The sequence below is a fragment of the Natrialba sp. PRR66 genome (genome assembly GCF_034808065.1).
GTDB classification, from domain to species: domain Archaea; phylum Halobacteriota; class Halobacteria; order Halobacteriales; family Natrialbaceae; genus Natrialba; species Natrialba aegyptia.
Genome location: NZ_JAXHGN010000008.1, coordinates 59533 through 80459 on the forward strand (window position 1 = coordinate 59533; position 20927 = coordinate 80459).

The 20927-nt window shown below is 55.9% G+C and carries 23 protein-coding genes and 3 pseudogenes; 9 read left to right on the top strand and 17 right to left on the bottom strand.

Annotated features, from left to right (window positions below; all coding sequences use genetic code 11):
- The first annotated feature begins 16 nt into the window (after window positions 1-16).
- The 4 genes and pseudogenes from SM755_RS22730 (at window position 17) to SM755_RS22740 (ending at window position 5546) form a co-directional block, all read left to right on the top strand.
- Window positions 17-1951, top strand: a complete 1935-nt coding sequence (locus tag SM755_RS22730; RefSeq protein ID WP_323174697.1) for a hypothetical protein — start codon at window positions 17-19, stop codon at window positions 1949-1951.
- A 446-nt stretch (window positions 1952-2397) separates the two neighbouring features.
- Window positions 2398-2772, top strand: a complete 375-nt coding sequence (locus SM755_RS22735) for a hypothetical protein (RefSeq protein WP_323174698.1) — start codon at window positions 2398-2400, stop codon at window positions 2770-2772.
- Window positions 2773-2869: 97 nt separating this feature from the next.
- A pseudogene (locus tag SM755_RS24595) lies at window positions 2870-3099 on the top strand (DNA polymerase I); the annotation flags it as partial.
- A gap of 1055 nt (window positions 3100-4154) precedes the next feature.
- Window positions 4155-5546, top strand: coding sequence for a Cdc6/Cdc18 family protein (locus tag SM755_RS22740; RefSeq protein ID WP_006065882.1), 1392 nt, complete (start codon window positions 4155-4157; stop codon window positions 5544-5546).
- A gap of 449 nt (window positions 5547-5995) precedes the next feature.
- Here the strand turns inward: SM755_RS22740 and SM755_RS22745 are convergent, their stop codons facing one another.
- The 4 genes from SM755_RS22745 to SM755_RS22760 all read right to left on the bottom strand — a co-directional run bounded on the left by SM755_RS22745 (window position 5996) and on the right by SM755_RS22760 (window position 8415).
- A complete protein-coding gene (locus SM755_RS22745; protein ID WP_006065881.1) occupies window positions 5996-6319 on the bottom strand; it encodes a hypothetical protein in 324 nt (107 codons plus the stop codon).
- 65 nt (window positions 6320-6384) lie between these two features.
- Window positions 6385-6924 carry a hypothetical protein gene (locus tag SM755_RS24600; protein WP_369335282.1) on the bottom strand — a complete coding sequence of 180 codons (540 nt, stop codon included), beginning with the start codon at window positions 6922-6924 and terminating at the stop codon, window positions 6385-6387.
- Window positions 6925-7055: 131 nt separating this feature from the next.
- Complete coding sequence (locus tag SM755_RS22755; RefSeq protein ID WP_323174699.1) at window positions 7056-7982, bottom strand: DUF955 domain-containing protein; 927 nt, start codon at window positions 7980-7982, stop codon at window positions 7056-7058.
- An 85-nt stretch (window positions 7983-8067) separates the two neighbouring features.
- Window positions 8068-8415 (bottom strand): hypothetical protein, encoded by a 348-nt coding sequence (locus tag SM755_RS22760; protein WP_323174700.1) that lies wholly within the window; start codon window positions 8413-8415, stop codon window positions 8068-8070.
- A gap of 211 nt (window positions 8416-8626) precedes the next feature.
- Here SM755_RS22760 and SM755_RS22765 point away from each other — a divergent pair, with 211 nt between their 5' ends.
- The 4 genes from SM755_RS22765 to SM755_RS22780 all read left to right on the top strand — a co-directional run bounded on the left by SM755_RS22765 (window position 8627) and on the right by SM755_RS22780 (window position 13020).
- Window positions 8627-9052, top strand: a complete 426-nt coding sequence (locus SM755_RS22765; RefSeq protein ID WP_323174701.1) for a DUF6884 domain-containing protein — start codon at window positions 8627-8629, stop codon at window positions 9050-9052.
- The gene (locus SM755_RS22770; protein WP_323174702.1) at window positions 9039-9431 is read left to right on the top strand and encodes a hypothetical protein; all 393 of its coding nucleotides are present in this window, start codon (window positions 9039-9041) and stop codon (window positions 9429-9431) included. The genes SM755_RS22765 and SM755_RS22770 overlap by 14 nt, the downstream gene beginning before the upstream one ends.
- A 95-nt stretch (window positions 9432-9526) precedes the next feature.
- The gene (locus tag SM755_RS22775; protein ID WP_323174703.1) at window positions 9527-10444 is read left to right on the top strand and encodes a DUF1837 domain-containing protein; all 918 of its coding nucleotides are present in this window, start codon (window positions 9527-9529) and stop codon (window positions 10442-10444) included.
- A complete protein-coding gene (locus tag SM755_RS22780) occupies window positions 10444-13020 on the top strand; it encodes a DEAD/DEAH box helicase (RefSeq protein ID WP_323174704.1) in 2577 nt (858 codons plus the stop codon). The genes SM755_RS22775 and SM755_RS22780 overlap by 1 nt, the downstream gene beginning before the upstream one ends.
- A 217-nt stretch (window positions 13021-13237) precedes the next feature.
- On the opposite strand, the pseudogene SM755_RS22785 reads toward SM755_RS22780, so the two are convergent.
- The 5 genes and pseudogenes from SM755_RS22785 to SM755_RS22805 all read right to left on the bottom strand — a co-directional run.
- Window positions 13238-13450 (bottom strand): annotated as a pseudogene (locus SM755_RS22785) (hypothetical protein); the annotation flags it as partial.
- Window positions 13449-13745: a hypothetical protein gene (locus tag SM755_RS22790; protein ID WP_323174706.1), complete on the bottom strand. Its 297-nt coding sequence runs from the start codon at window positions 13743-13745 to the stop codon at window positions 13449-13451. The gene SM755_RS22790 and the pseudogene SM755_RS22785, both read right to left, overlap by 2 nt.
- Window positions 13746-13798: 53 nt before the next feature.
- Window positions 13799-14020, bottom strand: coding sequence for a hypothetical protein (locus SM755_RS22795; RefSeq protein ID WP_323174707.1), 222 nt, complete (start codon window positions 14018-14020; stop codon window positions 13799-13801).
- Window positions 14021-14069: 49 nt separating this feature from the next.
- On the bottom strand, window positions 14070-14348 hold the full coding sequence (locus tag SM755_RS22800) for a hypothetical protein (protein WP_323174708.1): 279 nt from the start codon (window positions 14346-14348) through the stop codon (window positions 14070-14072).
- A gap of 19 nt (window positions 14349-14367) precedes the next feature.
- Window positions 14368-14772, bottom strand: a complete 405-nt coding sequence (locus SM755_RS22805; protein ID WP_323174709.1) for a DUF6166 domain-containing protein — start codon at window positions 14770-14772, stop codon at window positions 14368-14370.
- 122 nt (window positions 14773-14894) lie between these two features.
- Between SM755_RS22805 and SM755_RS22810 the strand changes: the two genes are divergently transcribed.
- Window positions 14895-16259 carry a restriction endonuclease gene (locus SM755_RS22810; protein ID WP_323174710.1) on the top strand — a complete coding sequence of 455 codons (1365 nt, stop codon included), beginning with the start codon at window positions 14895-14897 and terminating at the stop codon, window positions 16257-16259.
- A gap of 37 nt (window positions 16260-16296) precedes the next feature.
- On the opposite strand, the gene SM755_RS22815 is transcribed toward SM755_RS22810, so the two are convergent.
- From SM755_RS22815 to SM755_RS22850, 8 genes and pseudogenes are all read right to left on the bottom strand, one after another.
- Entirely contained in the window at window positions 16297-17247 is a 951-nt protein-coding gene (locus tag SM755_RS22815) for a MarR family transcriptional regulator (RefSeq protein WP_369335284.1), read from the bottom strand.
- Window positions 17248-17291: 44 nt separating this feature from the next.
- Entirely contained in the window at window positions 17292-17792 is a 501-nt protein-coding gene (locus SM755_RS22820; protein WP_369335283.1) for a hypothetical protein, read from the bottom strand.
- A gap of 151 nt (window positions 17793-17943) precedes the next feature.
- Window positions 17944-18231 carry an amphi-Trp domain-containing protein gene (locus SM755_RS22825; RefSeq protein WP_323174712.1) on the bottom strand — a complete coding sequence of 96 codons (288 nt, stop codon included), beginning with the start codon at window positions 18229-18231 and terminating at the stop codon, window positions 17944-17946.
- 66 nt (window positions 18232-18297) lie between these two features.
- Complete coding sequence (locus SM755_RS22830; protein ID WP_323174713.1) at window positions 18298-18693, bottom strand: hypothetical protein; 396 nt, start codon at window positions 18691-18693, stop codon at window positions 18298-18300.
- Between the two features lie 77 nt (window positions 18694-18770).
- Entirely contained in the window at window positions 18771-19136 is a 366-nt protein-coding gene (locus SM755_RS22835) for a hypothetical protein (protein WP_323174714.1), read from the bottom strand.
- A gap of 6 nt (window positions 19137-19142) precedes the next feature.
- Window positions 19143-19634 (bottom strand): hypothetical protein, encoded by a 492-nt coding sequence (locus tag SM755_RS22840; protein WP_323174718.1) that lies wholly within the window; start codon window positions 19632-19634, stop codon window positions 19143-19145.
- 108 nt (window positions 19635-19742) lie between these two features.
- Window positions 19743-20165 carry a hypothetical protein gene (locus tag SM755_RS22845; RefSeq protein ID WP_323174715.1) on the bottom strand — a complete coding sequence of 141 codons (423 nt, stop codon included), beginning with the start codon at window positions 20163-20165 and terminating at the stop codon, window positions 19743-19745.
- Window positions 20166-20244: 79 nt separating this feature from the next.
- Window positions 20245-20804: pseudogene (locus tag SM755_RS22850) on the bottom strand (DUF6735 family protein).
- Window positions 20805-20927 lie beyond the last annotated feature (123 nt).

The window sequence follows — 20927 nt, forward strand, 5'->3', positions numbered from 1 at the left end:
CCCCATAATCAGATAGATGGCTGGTGCTGATCATGATGACTGCTGCCGGGGTGCTCACGCAGCTTCCCAACAGGGCGAGTTCACTCAAGCAACCGTCTGGGATGCGTGCCGAGATGGGATTCAAGAGGCAATCGAGACACAGCTCGACGACGAGCAGGCACCACCAGTAATCATCGACGGTCTCCCCACGATCGGAAAAACGCGACACGCAAAAGAGATCGCGTTCGACTTAGATGTCTCGGCCGCAATCCTCACGCATCGGTATGAGACGCGGGACCAACACCTCGGCCTCGCTGCCGAGCATCAGAAAACGGTAGTTGAAGTTCCAACGCTCGACCGGAACTGTCCAACCCGCCGAGGAGAGTACGGATCCGATTGGGCCGAGCGAATCAACGACTATCGGTCGCGGGGCGCCTCACCGACGTATCTTCACTACTATCTGCAGGATGTGCTGCCCTGTATGCAAGACGGTGACTGTCCATACCTCGTACGCTGGGACGCGGTCGAAGGAGCGGACGTCATCGTCGGCGGGCCAGCCCACGCCGCCCTTGACCGCGTCGTAGACGACCGCGTCGTCATCTTCGACGAAGACCCAGGAACCGCCTATCGAACGGAATTTGACGCAAATCAACTCTCAACAGCGATTTCAACCTTTCTCAGCAAGAACGACGACTTGCCGATAGACAACCACTTCGGGTTGATTGGGGCTGCAACAAATGAGGGGATGGAGGCGATACGAGATGCGATTCGTGACGAACTCTCAGATGACACCTCTATTGCCCGTCCAACTGAGGCAGTCGACGATGATGACGGCCATGCCGAGGCCCCGACTGCAGTACTCGCTATGCTCGAACTTGGCGGACCGATTATTGGCGATACCGCACCGACGGAGTATGACTGGGACGATCAGCTTCGGGAAGAAGCAGGACTGGATTATGTCGAGCTTCCAGACGGGTCACAGGTTGTCTATGATCACGCTGAATCACGGGTCGTCATCCGACGGCCGCCGACTCTTGATGCTGCCCGCGCAGTAGTTGGACTCGACGGAACGCCGGTCGAAGAACTCTGGCGCGGACGGCTTGGCGTCGACGAGATAGTAAGTTGGCGGATCCTCTGCGATGACTGTCGGGCCCGGTATCTCCGTGACGTCATCGGCTACGAGTTCGTACAAACGACCTCGCACGTCAAGCCATACAGCAGTGGTGAATACGTCAATCGACGGGGCGACTTCGGGGTGATCGAGGCGGTCGCAAATCGCCACGATACAACACCGGGCGTCATCACGACCAAGAGTGCAGCTGAGCGTCTCTTCGAGGAGCCAGCCAGTGAGCCGTTTATCGACATCGAACAAGTGACTGACCGAATTGCGGACGTCAAACACTACGGCGCGCTCCGGAGTAGCAACGACTTCACAGGGACGGAGGTGGGGGTCGTACTCGGTTCCCCCCATCCGGGAGACCGTCCGCTTCAGATTACGGCCGCACTGGAAGGTTACACGGCGGTGAGAGGTGACGAGGGGAAGGGAACAGACCTCGAATACGGGATTCCTGAACGGCCGTTTCTCCGGCACTATCGCGAACACAAGATTGCCCAAGCTGTCCTCCGGTTCGGCCGAACGACGGCTGCGACGGTCTACATCCACACAGGGGTACTCCCTGAGTGGTTATCCGAGATGGTCACGGTCGGGCCAGAGGCTGTCACGATCGAAGAGCGCTCCGAGGGGCAACGTGGTGTGATTCGCGCGCTCCTGGACGAGGGCCCGGGGACAGCCGCCGAGATCACAAATCGAGAGGGAGTCTCTATCGGCGAGAAGCAAACCCGGGACTGGCTGAAGCGACTCCGGTCGGAAGGGTATGTCTCCCGTGATGACACCCAGCCATACACGTGGGATGCCAACGGCCTAGCTGACGCTCCGCATACCGCCCACGTGCGGCTGCCTGAACTCGAGTAGTGGCGAAAGTATTATCATCCCCACGAATACGCTATTGGTTGATTTTCCGTGGAATCACAAGCAGCTCGCGCCGGCCCGCCTCGCGTCGGTTTCACACCATCCGAATCCCCATCTCTAACGCTGAATCAGACCCTTCCTACGTCTGGACTGAGCTGACTTCCCTTCGCTAAACTGAGCCACTACGTATAGAGTTCTATACGTCCTACCTCAGACTTCCTGACCTCCCCTCTCTTTTCAATTGGAACTGGTCCAAAGCGACTCACTGTGACCTGTCCCTTTCTGAACGATGCCTGAACTTCCACCGTTGAATCGAGACATGCGTCTCCCCATCGTTGAATTTCCTTGGGTGATTGGGCCATCGCGAGGCGGGCCGGCGCGGGGGCGCGCCTCACCGGAGGTGGAGCGCGCCCGTCGCGAGGTTGCGACGGGGCGCGCGGCCACCGACTATGAGCTCGAGACGCGACATCCGATCGACGGACACGACCGATGCACAGACAAGCGAGCCGACGCCCCGGTTCGAACAACCACTCAGTGACAACCAGATCTGGACGATGCTCCAGACGGCTGCGAACAGCGCCCGGATCATGCCGATCGTGAAGGGTGACTGGGAGTCGTCAACGCGCTCGTACGAGACGCGTGAGGACGCAGCCCGCGCCCTGATCTTCGACCTGAGCTTCTACGCCGACTATCGGTTCAGCCAGGTTCGCCGGCTGTTCCAGCAGACCGCAATGCGGGACGTCCTCACCAAGACGGAGATCGACGACATCGTCGAAGAGGCCTACATCCAGCAGAACGGACGGAGCTATCCAACGTTCGCATAATGGTGAGGTAGGCCAGTTACGAAGTGCTTCTCACGGGGCAGAGCCCGCGGACATTCCCAGAAGTCCAGGACTGAAGCAGGAGATCCGCTGACACCGAGAAGGTCACACACAGAAGACGCAAAACGTGGCGGTACTTAAACAGGCTCGCGAATAGGATCTTGCCGTCCATCCCAAACAGGATATCGAGTACGCCGTCGTCGACGAGAAATCCTCACTGGACCACGTCGCCCTCGCCCCGTAGAGATCGACACCTACGACGCATTGTACTACGAGACGCAGCTAGTCCGAGCTGCCGAGATCCTACTGTCTCCCTTTGACTGGAATTAGAACGACATCCGACGCGAGTTCAATGGAACACGTGTAGTCGATATCACGGACTGGGCCTAACGAACCCCCTCCCCCCTTTTTCGAGTTGTAAACTCGTGACGACGGGGAGGGGGTGAACAGGAAGAGGGGCTGCAAAACAGCCGATTGTGGCAGATACACGCGATAGAGGACCTGAACATCCATTTCTCTAAGTTACAACTAGGAATGCGAAAGTTTATGCTGTGCGTTATCTAACCATATCCGCAATGGGGACAAAAGAAATAAATCTTCTAGTCCAGCTAGAAGATTGGAACCTCTGGGTATAGAAACTCTCCTCATCTCGCACATGGTCCCAATCTCGAGAACTATCAGGTTTCATCGCCTCTACGTCCTATTTTGTGAACTCCATTCTCACTCCATGGGGTCTGGAGTGGTCTGCACCCGGCGACTTACAACTCGAAAAAGGGGGGAGGGGGTAGAATGTTCGAGTACACCACACGAACTTCACCAACCATCATGTTTGTTAACCGGTATTACTCTCATTTGTGAACTGCTCCTACGAGCGTTACCCTTTCGCGACAATTCTGGTGCTTACTACTCGAAAACGGGGGGTGTGGGATACACCGTTTCACCCTAAGCATCATTCGCAAAATTCAGCCGATATAGATCTGCTTCTATACTCAGTGCGACTCACTGTTACTTACAACTCGAAAATGGGGCGGGTGGGAGAATCGAACCAGGTGTGATGACGCTCCTCGAAGTCTTACAACTCGAAAACGGGGGGTCTGGGTCATCGAGGGAGTTCGACGATAGAGATTCCTGGCGATCCCTTACAACTCGACAACGGAGGGTGTTAGATGCCGAAGACGGTATCTGGCTGGTTTCGGGAATACACGGCTGTAGTTGTTAGATAGCCTGTTTTCACCCGGTTACAACTCCACAAGGGTCCACATTTTTATACCCAGAGTTCGAGGGGGTTCATAATGGGACGAAAGGGACGTAGAGCAGGTTCGAATCATCCAGAAGGTGAAAAGGATCGCAAATCCTCCTCTGCTGCTCCTGATAATCCCGAGTCGATGGGTGAGGAGATAGATACGTCACAGTCGACGTTTGAGGATGGCTCGGAACTCGCCGATTCTTCTCAAGAGGCAACAAACGGTGGTGGCATCTCAATCCGGGATCGACTACAAACTGAGTCGTCTGGGGGGGTCTTCGCGAACAAAGACCTCGTTCGGTCAGATACCATCATCGACGAGGATCGTATCGTCGGTCGTGATGACCAACTGGGCCGTGTCGTCGACAATCTGAAACCCGTGCTCCAGAACGAAGGCATCCCAGATATGCTTCTGAGTGGTCCCTCTGGAACTGGGAAGTCGCTCATCATTCATGCAGTCTGCAAACAGATCGTCGAACTGTGTGAATCCCAAGGCAAGACCTTCGGGGTCATTTCAATCAACTGCGAGGGGCCGAAGACTGCAGATCGGGCTGTCTATCGGTTAGTTAAAGCTGCTGCCGACGACCTCGGCGTTGATCCTGGTGTTCCCCAAACCGGAGTCTCAACAGATCAGAAGCTGGAGCGACTGTACGAACTGATGCGCGAGTACTATGACGGTGTCATCTTCATTCTCGATGAAATCGATATGCTCGAGGGACCGTATCAGGAAGCAGAGTACAATTCTCTCATCTACCAGCTTTCACGGGCTCGAAAACTCGCCGATTTTGATGGGCCGATCTCACTCACGACTATCACGAACTACGCCGATTTCATGAAGGACCTCAACAGCCGCGCACAGAGTTCTTACAACCCTGACGATATCTTCTTCGACGATTACGATGCGAACCAACTCCGTAGTATTCTCCACAACCGACGAGACGCCTTCAAGCCAGACTCACTCACAGATGACGTCGTTCCGCTTGTTGCTGCGTTCGGATCCCAAACGCATGGAGATGCACGGAAAGCAATTGATCTCCTCAGATGGGCTGGCGAATTAGCCGAGCGGCGTGGAGCTGACACTGTTACCGAGACTGATGTCCGTGAAGCCCAGGAGAAATACACCGAAAATCGCAAACTACGCCATATCAGCGGGATATCCACTCAAAAGAAACTCTCCATCTACGCTGTGGCGGCTACTGCCCACTACGCAAGAGAACATCCTGAGTGGATACCTGCTGGACCTACGTTCAAGACGTACCAATTCATTGCTGATACGATGGATTCGGATCAGTACAGTCGCGAGACGTTCGTAAATCACGTCACAGAGCAGAGTACGTACGGGGTATTGGACTCCGAGCGTCGAGGCAAGGGGCGAGGCAGAGGAGTGCATATGTATTTCTCCCTCTCCGAGGATCCGGAAACGATTATGGAGACGATTCGTGAGGATTCCCGGTTCGAAGATCTAGCTCACGAAGAGGCGACTATCAGCGCGGTTGTCCGCGAACGGCTGAAGCAGTTCCGGAGCAAGAACTAATCTCGCTCAGATTCTCCCCGCACTTACTACTCGAAAACGGGGGGTGTTCGCGGCCCGGGTGATGCTTACAGCTCGAAAATGGGGGGTGTCATTTGTCGGGGGTGTCTCGTTACTACTCGAAAACGGGGGGTGGGTGACCTTAGAGATACGACGTTGTATAGCATGTTGATGTGCTGTCTCCTCTCCCTCTCCGATTTACAGCTCGAAAATGGGGGGTGGATCTCACGATTTTTTATCGTCGTCGGTCTCCTCGATGAGGACGTCGTGGAGAAACCTCCTACCGTTCGGGGACTTCTGGGGTTAAGAGCTTCTCAAACACGGCACCCCTGGTGGTAGACCATTCACACTGAGGGGTGTCGGTAAACCGATCCCATTCACACTCTGGGGGGTGTCGTCTGCTGAGGGTTCAATGGTGCTGAAACAAACCTTCGGCTCTGGTTCAATCTCGTCTACTCGTCGGGACTGACGGGGCCTTTATATTGAGATCGGATTTTTTCTCCGTCTCGCCACTGCCAGTAGTAGTAGCGATTGTCGTTGATCTCCTTGATTGTGATCGTCGCCTTCGAAGGAACGTCATCGGGTAGGTCCTCTGGTCGGTCTTCGACCTCCTCATCCTCTTCTTTTTCAGCTAGTCGTGCTTCTCGCTCGCGATGTTCGGCAAGCTCCTCGGCGAATCGAGCGATTTGCCGAAGCACCTCTGGAGATTGTTCCTCGAGCTTCGAAGCGATGTCAGGTGGGACTTCGCGAGGTGGGTCTGGTGGAGAGTATGACATGGGTCACGGCTCTGTTAACCAACGTTGTTGGCCAATATCTTAGAACTGTTGGTTAAATTCCTCGTCTACTGGATCGAGAACTCCTCGATAACCGCTGCCGTAGCTTCGAGTTCTCGTCGTCGCTCCTCTCGTTTTTCGATCTCTTGGTCCAACTCATGAATTTCTGCTGCAAGTTGTTTGACCATGTCCATCGTCTCCGGGAGACGGCCATCGGGGCGAGGGACGTTCCCATTCCGAATTTCGAAATCGGCTCGCCGTAGATGTTTACACCCACCGCTTGGATCTCGCTTCGTAAAATCTGGACACGTACACGTCTTACTCGCAATATCGACCTCGTAGATGTTTCCTGACTCCGATTGCACCTCGTACACTCCTCCCTTCTGCAGCAACGAGACATCCATCTCTTCGGTTCGAGCTCGTTTTGTGCGGGGCTCGAGTTCCTCCTGACACGGGTCTTCGCCAATAGTGGGTTGCTGGAGAGCTTCAGCAATTCTCGAAGCTGCTGGAGTCGATGCTACAACTCCACCATCTGTTGAATACACTCGCTCATCGTGTTCTGTTTCGTCTTCGTTCTGTATCTCGACGTTGTCAGTTCGTTCGGTCATGATTTCAGCTGAATCGACGTGACGAGTTCGCGCACGCCGTCGCCCTTCGACGGCGTGAAAAACCGTTTATACCGCACTTGGAACTCAATTAGCTCTGACTGTGAGTACTGCTTCAGAGGTTGTCGGAATCGTCACTCCTCGAGTGACCCAATTATCTCCTGAGCGGTGGAACTGATTCGGCCGAGGCGCTCTTGAATCACCTCCGAGTCATCGCCCTGCCACGCAGCGAGATAGAACGCAGATCCGGTCGTGTCGAGTCCGAAATACCGACCGACAATGTACGCGACGGCTTCTGCTTCGACTTCTCGTTTTGCCCGTTCGGGTTCATTCTCGATATCGAAGTGGAGCAGCGCGTGGGCGTACTCGTGAATCAACGTGACGGCGAGGTCTGCTAGGTTCGATCGGGCTCTTGCTTCGACGACTGGCTGGAGATCGTGTAGACTCCGGTACTCACAGACTCCCTTCGCGTCGCCATGGTTCCAGTCGTTAGCATCGACGATGCGTACCTTCACACCGAGTTCATCAGCTGCCCCTTTGAGCGCAGGCACCAGGTCGTCGGCGTCGCCCATCGCTGCAGTCTCCAGTTCGGGAAGCGGTTCTCCTTCCGTTTGGGACACGTCGAAGACTGGTGCTGGTTTGAACCCGACAAGTCCTTTCGACCATTCATCCGGCGACGTCTCGTTGTAGTCACAACCGACTTTCTCGTGGTAGCTGGGTGAATTCTCACACTCGGGACATCGCTTTGTGATGATCGGTGCCCAGATCCAGATGGCCTGTTCGCCTTCCTGGACATGCCGATCGAAGTCGTTTCGCCACGTGTTGTAGCCAGCAACCTTCGTTGCCTCTGGATACTGCAGTTTGATGAGGAGCGTATTTCGGTGCGAATAGTTGTGGAAGCGACTCTGGACGTCTAACCACTCCTGGAACTCCTCACTTGCTTGTGCATCGTCGACGCGGTCGACGAGGTCGTCGATCCACTCTTCGATGGTACTGTGCATCTCGTCGTGTCGGGTATCGGTCTCCTCGAACGAGACCGACGAATCACTACTCGTAGCCATGATTTTCAGTACTCGACTTACCGCAACTGCGTCAATTCAGAACGCGCCGCACCCTTCGGGGCGCACAAAAAACTCGCGTCGGCGGTCACCGGAGGGCTGCTTTCTCGTCAGCGAAGCCGACCGCGACGAGGTAGTCGAGGAACTCATCGAACTGTTTCACGTCGCTGGGCGTGTCCCTCGCCAGATGTCGCACCCACTCGATAGCCCACCGGAACGCAGGGTCGGTCCCGCCCTTCCCGTGGATGTACCACCACCGAGCCGCTTTCAGCACGACCAGCGGATTCGTTGGTGGGTGCTCACCGGCGAGTCCACGGGTGATGGACTCGATTTCGTCGGGGACGTCGGTGGGATTAACCTCGCCTGATTGCGTGTTGTCGATATCGACCGGAATGTCGTCTATCGAGACGTTATCGGCTCTCTGTTGTTGACTCACTGGAAGTCACCTCTGAGTGAGGGCTTTCGGAGGACCCCTCGCCCTCTCCGAGTGTTCGAAAAACAGAACGTTGTGTTACGCCGGCGGGGAGTGGACATTATGCTCGTCGATGACGAAGTGGAGGGCGTGTGAGAAGATCGATTAGCTGCATCTGATGGCTTCCTATTCACAAGGCGGAACGTATTTTCCCGTAACGGTGGATCGGTGGTGTATGGAGATAGGGTTGGTGAGCTGTACGAAGGCGAAGGAGGACTCGGCGTCGACGCCGAGGGAACTCTACGAGCCCTCCGCGCTGTTCCGGAAGGCCCGGAGTTACGTTGAGGAGAACCACGATGTGTGGTACGTGCTTTCGGCGAAGTACAACGTTCTTGATCCAGACGGCTCGCCGATCGAGCCCTACGACGAGACGCTGAACAACGCTGGCGTCGAAGAGCGACGAGAGTGGAGCCGAGCCGTCGTCGGACAGCTACGGGAGCGCGACCTGCTCGCGGAGGGGAACACTCTCGTCATTCACGCTGGGAAGGCGTACTACGAGGAACTCCTGCCGCTGCTCCACGACGAGCCCGTCGAGGTTGAGATTCCAACCGAGGGACTACGGATGGGCGAGACGCTGTCATGGTACAATGAACGAATCTAGGTTCTACGCCGCAGATTGGCTCGGAGTAGGGTCAAATTGGGGGACTCTCGATCCCGGCGGCGACCACCTATCCACGTTCTCCACTGACAAGGGGCTCTACCGCGTTCGCCACCCCGCCCGCCCCGGTCTGGAGTATATCGGCGAGACTGGGCGCAGCCTCCGTGGTCGAGTCCGTGCGCTCGCCCACGGGGCGTTCGCCGAGGAAATGCCTTATCGCGATCCACAGTATCGTCACCGGCGAAACCGGCACGAGGCGTTGCTGTTCTCGTACTCGAAACTGGGGGATCACGACGCCCAACACAAGCGCGAAGAGGTTGAGACGGAGCTTATCGGCGTTCACTGGCTGAAAGTTGGGGAGAGTCCACAAGATCAGTTCTAGATGTCATACCCCTCTACCCTCATAGCCCATGTGTAGTTTTGGAATAAGTTTTTGTCCTCGGGGCTGAATCTTCTTGCAACTAAACAGAATCCCAGATGGAGAATGAAATAGAAGTTCCTTGGTCAGAACATACCGTAGTCAAGAAGTCAGAACTACTGGAAAACCTCTCTGATGCTGGTGAATGGCGTGAAGACAAGATTAAGACGTCCTCTTTCATCGTCAGTCCAAGTTACGGAACCCTGGATTATGACGGCTTCGTGAGTTTTCTTCGGAACAAATTCATGTTCTTTGCGCTGTCGGAAGATGAGATTCAGGAGTCCGAACGCCCTCATCTTGAAGCACAGCAGCTCTCAGATTACAGGGATGATGCTAAGATGGATGGCAAGTGGGGAGAGCTGATTCTATTTACAATGGTTGAAGGTTTCCTTGACATCCCCATGATGTCGCACAAGCTTGGGTGGAAACAAAACCCGACTGATCAGGTTAAGGGATCTGACGGCCTCTTCTTCGGGGAATACGAAGGATCCCCGACGTTAGGAATTGGTGAGGCGAAGATGTACACCGATTTGGATGATGGGATTGAGGAAGCTCTTGACAGCACAGATCGATTCCACGGAGAAGATAGCCAACTCCGAAATCAGCACGAGTTAACGGTTGCTATGGGTAATCCGAGCGATAATCTCTCGAAAGAGAAGATCGAACTGCTCTCATCCCTTTTCACGGGGGAATCCCAAGATTACCAAATGCTACACCCTATTTTCGTCGGATATGAGGATGAAGAGCTGGAGGAATTCCAGACAAAGCCGGTCGAGGACGATCAGGAACTAGTAGACCAGCTCCAAGACCATGTCGAGGATACTGACTTACTCTCCAAAGTAACCGACTCTCTGGAGGGTGACTACAGTCACCTTCGAAAACACTGGTTGACATTCTTTTTCCTCCCGCTAGAGGACAAAGATCGGTTTGTAGAGAACGTTAAAGCAGCTATCTACCCTTGGACAACGAACCACTAATGTCTACATACGAAAACGCAGCGGACCTAGAGTTCTTCAATGACTGTCTCGATACACTGATAAAAGATCTGCTCTATAATGATCTCGGCGTTACAGATTATCGTTGGGATCAGAACTCGGAGAGTAAACTCCAAAAGAGTGCTTGGGTGGCATCACTTCTCGCTTCCAGTGATGACGAGGAACACCAGTCCAAGGCCCTTTCCTTTGCGATTCTCGCATATATTGAGAAGCGAGGGACCGATGACGAGGAGATGTACGAACGGTACCTCTATATCGTTCTCTCTCGCATTGGCAATCTTCAAACGTTCAATACCGTTCGGCGAGAACAGGCAGATGTCAGCTTCGAGGAGAGGCTCATTTCATCGCTTGACTCTGCGTTAGGCCTCGAGCTGAGTTCTGACCTCCAGCAGCACGAACTCGGTGATGGGACTGTGCTGTCCTCCTTCCAGAAGGATATCCTAAATGCGCTTCAGGCAGGGAAGGACATCGCGATATCCGGTCCGACATCTTCTGGGAAGTCATTCATACTCCGGAAATACATCCAGAGTGAGCTCAAAAGCGAGGATGGCTTCGAAGCAATCTACGTCGTCCCGACTAGAGCACTCATTGCGGAGGTGAGCGAGAAGCTCTCCAGTCTTAACGATGATCTAGACGGAGAGCAAGAGATTGAGGTCAGAACCGGCGCATATTTCGAGGAGGAATCGGAGGATCTAGAATCAGATTTAAATTCGTTCTTAGTAGTTACTCCTGAGCGGTGTCTGCGGCTCATCGACGAGGACACTAGGGCGAGAATTGAGCCAGACCTGATATTCTTCGACGAGATTCAGAACGTCCAGGACGGGCAGAGGGGTGTCTTATTCGAGGATATCATTCAATTACTCAGTGAATCCTGGCCGGAAACTCAAATCGTCGCCGCAGGCCCCTATCTTGAGGAGCCACAGGATACTCTAAGTAGTATGACAAACCGAGAGGTCGTACAGATCAAAACTGCATTTACACCGGTTCTTCAAATGAAGGCGATCATTCGGTTCAAGAGAGCAAAAAACCAATCCGGATCTAGACGGATGGTTGACGTTGTCCTCTACAGTCCTTCTGGAGACAAATTAGAGTTCACGATAGCCGAACCGGACGACCTCACGTATACTACGGTCAACAATAGCAAGACTAGAGCGCTGACCACCATAATCGATGAATATGGGCAAAATAGCCAGAATCTGGTATACGCCAGCAAAACCAATCTAGCCGAGGATCGAGCCGACGCTATCGCAAACAACCGGAACCGAGAGATAACGTCTGCGAGAATCGATGATCTCACCGAATTCCTGAAGAATACGATCCACGAAGACTATCCACTCATTGACCACCTCCAAAAAGGAGTGGCCTTCCACCACGGTCGCGTACCGAAGATTGCGAGAGAGGAGATAGAAGACCTCTACCGGTCGAAAGTGGGCCTTGACACAATCGTATGTACTTCTACTCTACTGGAGGGGGTGAACCTCCCCGCGGAGAAAATTTTTCTGACTAGTGCATATCGAGGGGACGATGAGCTGTCAGAACTCGACTTCCAGAACCTCGTCGGACGGGTCGGTCGCGTTGATTCCCGGTTGTACGGTTCTATCTATTGCGTTGAGGCCGAAGATGACGAATGGGTGGATGAGAAATTGGATAGCGATACGGAGGAATCGGTCAATCCTGCTACCTCACAAGCTACGGATAACCCAAACAAACTCATCACCGCGCTCGGAAGCAACGACCTTCGGCAGCTCAAAGACGCATCGACGCGGTACACGTCGATTCTCCTTCGCTCTCGCTACCTCAAATCCGACTACGATGTCGACAAATACCTCTCCAACAAGGGGCTCTCGGACTCAGACATCTCCTCAGCGAAAGACGAACTCGATCGGACTCTCGAAGACATCGAGATCCCGGAGAAACTGCTGAGGCGGAACCCAACTGTCGATCCTGTGGAGCAGAACACGCTCTACAGGCTGGTGATGAAGAACCCGGAAAGGTGGGTGATTGGTGAGAATACAGCAGAATACAGTTACGATAAACTCATGCGGATCACTCAGCAGTTGAATCAGGTATTCAAGTTCACCAAGGATGATGAATACGGGATCGATCCCTCAAACCGAGAAACCAAGCACGGAGCGCTGGAGCCGATCGTAGTAGTTGCGAATCAGTGGCTTCGAGGAGAGACGTACAAGTCCATGATTGATTCTAGGCAAGCGAACGTTGAGGATGAGGGCCTGAGTAAGTGTATCAGAACGATTTTTGATCTCGTGAACGACGACGTTCGATTTATTCTGGTCAAGTATTACGGGATGCTGGTCGATATGCTAGAAGAAACCGACTACGAGATGGGTAAGTGGGCAAGCAACTTCGACCAGATGTTGGAGATGGGATCGATGAACTTCGGGGAGTTGCGTCTCATGTCGAAAGGTGTAGACCGGTCGGTTGCGCTGCAGTTAGGAATCCCACCGAACGTCGATGATGTCGAAGAATTTCTTGAAAACCGTCGAGGGAAGATCCCCAAATTCTTCGCTCGACACCTAGAGTCGCAAGGGGTCCTCTAGATTATCCGCATCCCGCGTACTAACTCAGGCACATTTTCATAGACAGCTTCGGCCGATAGTCTAGCTCATCACATTCTAGAAGCGCTCGCGTAGCGCGTCCTCGTGCTCCTCTCACGGGTGAAAAAACAACCACCCTTAACCAACATTTTACCCAAGAAATCAGCGCTGTTGGTTAATCACTAAGACGGCCCCCGACACCTGTCTTCGACTCTCGGACTCACTCGTCGGCTTTGCGTCGACAGCGCACCTGTTCAGGATTCGGTACCCACGGATGGGCGTCCCAGCAGTGAAGGGCGTGCTCTTGTGTCGTGTCGAACAGCGCCTCGCACGAACCACACTCGTAGGCGGTCTCGGTCCAGCGTTCCGTGACGAACATCGCCGTCACCGTCGACCTAACCGGATCTGATGCGGCCGAACGCTGAACGTAATCATTCGTAGAAGCACTGAGCGGACGCATCCTCTCCATTGAGGGTCTGCTGATCCTCGTCCGTATCAGCAAAGAGGGTCGACTGATCTCCCTCCGATGTTTGCTCAACTTCGGGTCGGTCGTCGACGCCGAACTTACTCGCTTCGGGCCGATCAAGACGCGAATCCCGGTCGCGGTGGTCCACATCAGCGCCGAAATCCTCGAGTGAGGTCTCGACGCTCGTTTCGGTCACTTCGAGTTGGCCATCGTCACCGAATGCGGTCTGTCGCTGAATCTCGATCTCTGGTCGATCACTCACCTCATTCGAGCCTCCACCCACCGAGGCTCTGACAGACACCCCCGAGTGCTGCGTCAATCGTCTTCTGTGCGGATTTCGCTGGCCCGACCTTTGAGCCGGCGAAGAATCGAGATCCGTTGCTGATTCGCGTTCTCGTAGGCGACGCACTCCCGGAGCGTCTCTATATCGTTGATCGTCACGATACCAGCGTTGATGAGTCGCGTATTCGGGGGTTCGAGCCGTTGTTCTGGCGAAAGCTCGCTTGCGTCTGTTGTTTGACCGTCTGGATTGGTCATTGATGATCGCCTCCGCGACTGCTGAGGCGACGAAAAACAACTCTCTCCGTTACCCGTCTTCTTCCTCGGGCTGGATCTGGCGAGTGTCCTCAGCGAGGTCGTGGATATACTCGCGGAGGGTTTCCATATCCTCGCGGGCGTCTTCGAGCGTCTTACCCTTCACTTTGGCCGTGATCTTGTCTTGATCGCGGGTGCCAGTACCGCGAGTAAGTTTGACCGTGAGTGAGACGCCGACATCGCTTCGCTCGACGTACTCGGTTGGTGCCTGACGCTCACGGTTCTGCGGCGATTCTGCGCCCGTACGAGGCTGCTGGGTGTGTTCTGACATTGATTGCTCTCTGTGATCGTTAGTTGACGGACGGTGCGACTGGATCCTCGACTATCTCACGAAGGGCTGCATCTATCTCGCGGCCAGTGAGTCGCCAGCAGCCGTTGGGTCCTGTACACTCTAGCTGGCTCACTACTTCGGTCTTGAACGCCTTGTACACCTCAAGCGCCACCTCCTCATTGTCAGTGTAATCGAGCAGAAGGGCGAGTGCGAGTTGGGCTGGCCCGCTGCCACCATATCCCCATTCTAAGCCTGAAGGACTGTGATTCGCCAGCTCGAGACTCCGCTCTGGCGTGAGCTGTTGTTGGTCCGATTGCTTCTCGACGATGGCGCGACCTCGACGACGGTAACCGACGTAGATGACGTCGAGATCAGCCGAGGTCCGTGACTGTACGTGTGAGCGTGCGTCGCTAATTCTACTCATAGGTTGGTTCGCGGGAGGCTCGTTCGATCACCCCCGCACCCCTCTCGGGGGTTCAAAAACAGGACGTAGCTGCGTTCGGCAACGTATTTGACAGTTGCAACGTACTGTCCAGGTATATCGGGATGGCTGTACTGGACGATCTCTCAGGGTTCGAGTTTGAGGACGTGATAGAGGACGTCTTCCGAAATCTCGGGTACGAGAACGTCCGTCAGGCTGAGCGAACCGCTGACGAGGGCCGGGACGTCATCATGGAGGAGGTCGTCGACGGCACTCGGCGCGCGATCATCGTGGAGTGCAAGCACACGGGGACGGTCGGGCGGCCGGTCGTCCAGAAGCTCCACTCGGCGATCGCGACGTTCAACTTTGACGGCCCGAAACGCGGGATGGTCGTGACGACCGGCCGGTTCACGAATCCCGCCCAGGAGTACGCCCAGCGTCTCCAGCAGAACGATGATCCCCATCCCATCGAGCTGATCGATGGTGAGGACCTCCGGGAGATCGCCGACGAGATCGGTCTCGATCTCTACAACGGCCGCATCGAGATCCTCTGTGACGAGACACTACGGCCGTACGACCCGGCGGTGGATGTCGACGCACCTGTCCAGGAGGCGTTCCGCGACATCGAGCACATCGAGGCCGCGGATCTGCCGGTGCCGCACTCGCAGGTAACGTTTCGGCCGGTGGTCGCGATCATCGCCGACACGAACACTGTCTTCGAGACCTCCGTCGGTGTCATCCACCGGATCGACGACCGCACACAGTTCGCTGTCCACGCTGAGCGCGGCCATCCGAAGGTGGCCGACGACGATGTCGCGACGCTGATCACCGAGAATTTCCACGCGACGGTCCCCCTCGATACCGGGCAGTTTACCGAGGTATTCGATGACGTCGAGGAGCGCCGGTTTGGCCAGACCCAAACGGAGTACAAGGAGTGGGCTGTTGACCGCCTTCAGGACTACCACACGACGACGGTGACCTACACCGGCGACAACAACGTCACCTACAACAAGACGTGTGAGCCGAATCTCTCGGACATCTCAGTGCAATCGATTGAGGCGGTGTATCTACCTGAGGTTCGGCAGACGACAGAGATACTGGAGTATTCGTATCCGTACGAACACTATGCCGCTGGCCCCTCACGGGTCACTCTGGAGGACGGGATCCATCGGTGTGTCCACTGCGAGACGAGCGGCGTCGACGGGACGTACACCTACTGTCCGAACTGCGGGGCGATCGCCTGCGACAGCCACATCAAGACCGAACGGCTCGAAGAGGAACCGGTCTGTACAGGTTGTGCGATGACCGAACGGTTCGCGCTGAAGACGAAGTACTTTTACGACGAGAAGAATCTCGAGTCGTTCCGAGAGGAGTACGCAGAGATGCCACTCCACGAGAAGGCAATGGAGAACAAGCTGCTGGCTGGCGGGAGTGTGGTTGCGACCCTGTTAATCGTCCTCGGCGTTCTCGTGATCGGCGGCATCATCTAATCGGTCGCAATTTTCCGCCGGGTTGCGGGCGTTGTTGTTACGAAACTCCGTACTGCTCTTTGAGTGCCATATATTCGTCTTTCTTTGGAAGGATGACTGGCAGATCATCTGTCCTGTCGTAGTCACCCTGAAGTGGCCGATACAACGCGTCCACAGTAGGTTCCAGGTCGTACCACCGTGCGGTCTCGATGAGTGCTTCTCGATCGATATCTTGCGTCTCGATCAACAGCATCGAATAACTGACGCGACGGGATCCGCTACCGAGAAGGAGCGTATGGCACACGGCTTCAGCAGGCGTTAGCTCCTCGTCTGGAGCATACCAGAACGGAGGCTCGCCGGCGAGGAAAAACTGTAGACCATACGCTGCAAACCGGCCCAGTCCGGTCATCTCCCAGTCTGGAGCTGCTTGGAGCGCGTCCGCATCCTCAGCGGTCTGTACGCGGGCGAGGGATCGCTTCGGATCGCACCACGCGATCGTGGCGCTGGGGGCGATTTCCCGGACTCGTGCTCGATGTTCATGCTCTACGGTGGCCCGAGCGAACGCCAGCAGCGGCGAGACTTCGTCACGGAGGGCGTACTTCGGATCGGATCTGGAGAGTAATGCTCGGTGCTTGAGCGGTGATAACGCGCTGTGGACACCTTGTCGGGTGATTCCAAGCCGGTCTGCGATATCAGCGATATGCCGTGGCCTATCGAGATACCAACACACGCGGAGTGTGGCTGGGGAGAGCAGTTCCGTCCAGTCTACGTGGCTGAACTCCGACTGGAGCGTTCGATACGCTTCGGCGACGGGATGTTCCGCGATGCGGACTCGACGCTGATTGCTGGGGGCACGGGTTTCTGAGAGCAATCCCGCTGCGAGCAACTCATCGAGTACGTCGTAGAGATACTCTCGTGAATACCCGGTATCAGCCGCGAGTTCCTCCGGTGTCGCTTCACGGCCGGTACTCAGCGCGTCAAGCACGGCGAGTCCGGCCTTCGTAATCATCTGGGTCTTTCTAAACCTTAACTGTATAAATACGATTTGGGATTTCACTTGACGACTGCTTCGTTCCGAACCGGTTCTGTGAGTGCGTCCTCGACCGACTCGTGGAATCGCCAGCTGGCCCGCTCGAAGGCCTCGTCGGTCGGAACATCCCAACGGGGGAATGTGGAGTGACCGCTCACTCTGACTGTCCATTCGGTCGGCTTGTCGAACGGGTTCCGCGTCGGGAGTTCGACGAAGTAGAGGTACTCTTCGTCGCTGTGGATGCCGTCAGATGGATCCTCGACGCCATGGCTCAGCAGGAACAGCGGTTGATCGAGGTGCTCCATATTGGATGGCTCAAGGAGGTCCGCTGGCTGCGCTGCGTCGATCGTTCGCTCTGAATCCCCATCCAGATACAGACTGACTGTCGAGTGCTTGTCGAGGAACACCAACGCCGCTGCCGTGTAGGCTGGTCCTCTCTCGGCGAAGGTCGCATTGAGCAGTTCCTTCAGCCGGACGAGATCCTGCAAGACGCTTGCAGGGTATCTATCCGAATGGCGATACACCTGTGCAACACGGTCGGCGTCGCCTTCGGTTTCACTGGTCTGTTCGACTCATTGCATAAACCGCAGTTGACTCCGTGTCGACATCGGTACTCGCCGGCACGAGTGCGCCGGCGCCCATCACCGGCGCACCACAAACACTGATGCCAGCTACTTACTCGATTTCCAGATTCCCCGTTCCCCCTTCAGCACTCTCACTGTTCTCATCCCACTCGAGTTCGAACTCGATGCTCAGCTCTCCAGGGCCATCGGCCGGCCCTTCCCGTTCGGCTTTGACTTCGAATGTCGGACGTTCCGGGGGATCCATTGTAACGGACTCTGCCCCCGTCTTCAGGGTGATCGGACCTCCCTGTTCGAGCTTTTCGGCGACGCTCCGGAGGTACGACGCGATTTCGTTTCGACTCTGGGCACTCTCGGATTTGAACAGGACTTCTTCAGGCATACACTCTTACCTACACTCCCTACTCCGATAAGTGGCCCTCTCACTCTCACAACGAAAATTTTCTCGTTACGCTAGGTGAGAGACCTCCTCAGGCTCCTCGACGTCGGCGAACTCTCTGCGCTCGACCGGCTCCCAGTCCTCATCTGGCTTCGGGCTCCACCAGTCGACCTCATAGTCGCCTGGGGCACCGACGACCTTCACCCGCGCCGATCCATCCGGAAGATCGCGACGGAGCTTCTCGTCGACATGGAGGTTCCACGTCGAATCGGTGTCGAAGCAGGCGAGGACGGCCTCCTCGTAGCCGCGTGTCTCTCGGGATTCCTCGAGTTCGACTTGCGTATTACAGTTCTTGCAGAACACCCCCTCGAACGGGATGTGGCTGAACACCTCGTGCCCGCAGACCGGACACCAGAGGAACTCGAACAGTGCTTCCCTGTGGCGGTCGATGACTTCCAGGCTCATCTGTGGATCTGGCCCGATTGAGACGGGCCACCCATTCCGGCCCAAAATAAACGTCACCGCAGATACGCTCCCATCAATCAGCGCTCGGTGCCGTACACGATTCGCGAGGGCGCTTCGTACCCGCAGTCGGGACAGTCGAACCAGCGCTGTACTTTCGCCCCGTCAGCTGCTTTCTTACCGACAAGGACGTCGTCGTTCGGACACTCGGGACAACTCAGTTCGGGCGCTGGCCGTTCCCGGAGCTCTTCACGGAACGATTTCGCGTCTTTTGTCTCGTACCCTCGCGACCAGATGGGGTACCCGTCGACGAGGATCGCCCCGCACCACTCGTCGACGTACGAGTCTGGAGTTCTGTGTAAAACCGCTCTCGCTCCGGTCTCAGCGTTTCGGTACTTGAGTGTGGGCGTCCGGCTCTCCCGTCGCCAGTTAGTGATTCGATGCATAGTCGATCAGAAGTGGACGTCCGCGGGCACGATCCAGAGATCCTCACTTTCCTCGAGGAGTCGATCCAACTGCTCGTGATGCCGGATGCCGTTCGCGTATTCGTTGTAGAGGAAGATCGTCGGTCCGTCGTACGCACCGACCTGGTGGAACGCGTGCCGAGCAAGGTTCTCATCGCGCATGATCTCCTCGCTGGAGAGCTCGTCAAGTGCCTCTCTCACTTGGTTGAGATTCCACTCGAACTCCGCTTTCGTTGCTTCCCAACCACGATCGAGCAGTTCTTGTCCCTTCTCGGAATCGACGGCCGCCGCAATCGGGAGATCGCCCCATCGCGCTTTGCCCGCAAGGGTTGTGTCCTCGTCGTCGAAGGTGACAAAGTAGTCAAACACAGCGCAGGCGTGTGGATCGGCGCCGACCAGTCGTTCGAACACCGCCTTTCCGGTGGATAGCGCTTCGTCTTCTGTCGATGCCTCTACCAGCGCGTAAATTACCATATGCATCTCGAACACCTCGAAGCGCCGACGCACTGGGACTCGTCGTTCGCTCACCCCGTACTGCGCCGGCACCCATCGCCGGCGCACAAAAACTACTTTCGGTGCTTCCCTCTCTCAGGGATCGTCCGCACGCTTGACGGTAATGGTCAGATCCCCCGATTCGTAGTTGGCCTCGAATGCGACCGAGAACCCATCCGACTCGTACGCCGCGTGGTAGGCTTGATGCAGTTCGAGCGAGCCGGTTGCCTTGAAATGGAAGAATGCGGCTGCGGTGTAGGGCTTGCTGGCGGTCTCGATCTGTGTCTCCACCGAGGCTGGGAGTGCGATCTGTGGTGTGTCGGTGTCAATACTGGCTGCGAACTCACGTGCTTCGTCGACGGTCGCTTGCGAGTGCGCTGGCGTTTGGCCCGTCAGCACGTTCACCGGTGTCTCCGTTTCGTCAGTGAATAGGACGTCTTCGAAGGTGTGCGTTCCCACGATTGCCTCGGGGCTCAACTCGCAGTCGTGGAACGGATCGTCGGCTGGTTGATCGGTCATGGAATCACGAGCCCACGTAGGGGCTCACCCATTCCTGCCCCTGAAAAAAAAACAAGCAGTTGCCACGAAGCAGACCGACCTAGGAGTGGTTCAGGCTCGCTTTCTCGAGGGGTGATTCGCCAGTCGGGATAAGTAGCTCCTGTCGGTCTCCGATCCGCTCGGCCAGCTTTCGTTTCAGATACTGCCTCGTCGTCGACAGCGTGAACACGCATTTGTCGATCATGTCGCCGACGGCGTCTTTGAGGCCGTGAACTGTCCCTGCAGGTGGCCGTCGCCGACCGGCTCGCCATCGTACCAGCGCACGGTCGCGAGCGCTCCGTTCCCGACTGTCTCTCCCTGTTCGACTGTCTCCGAGTCGTACTGCAGGCCGAACCACAGCGTCCGATATGCGGTCACCTCGAACGTCGTCGACACCACGAAAAACGCCTCGTGATGGAGATAGTCGAGGTGGTCAGCGACGATCTCGTCGAGCGTGAGGCCGGTGGCGCGGGGTTTCGGCTCGACGGCATCTGTCTCGAGGCCATCGGCCAGTTCCGCCAGCAGCTGTTTCGCCCACTTGGAGTCGGTGCCTTCGCCACCGAACGGCGTTTCAGCTGTGATGTGGTGTTTGAGCTTTAGGTTCGCTACGCCCCAGTGAATGTAGTGGAGCGTGTACTAGCCACCGGTACGTTCGTACGCAACAAGTCTCGCTCTTATGTAGAACTGCGGAAAGCCCCCATAACAAGGCAATCGATGGTGATATCGACGGATGCGCCGGTGAGG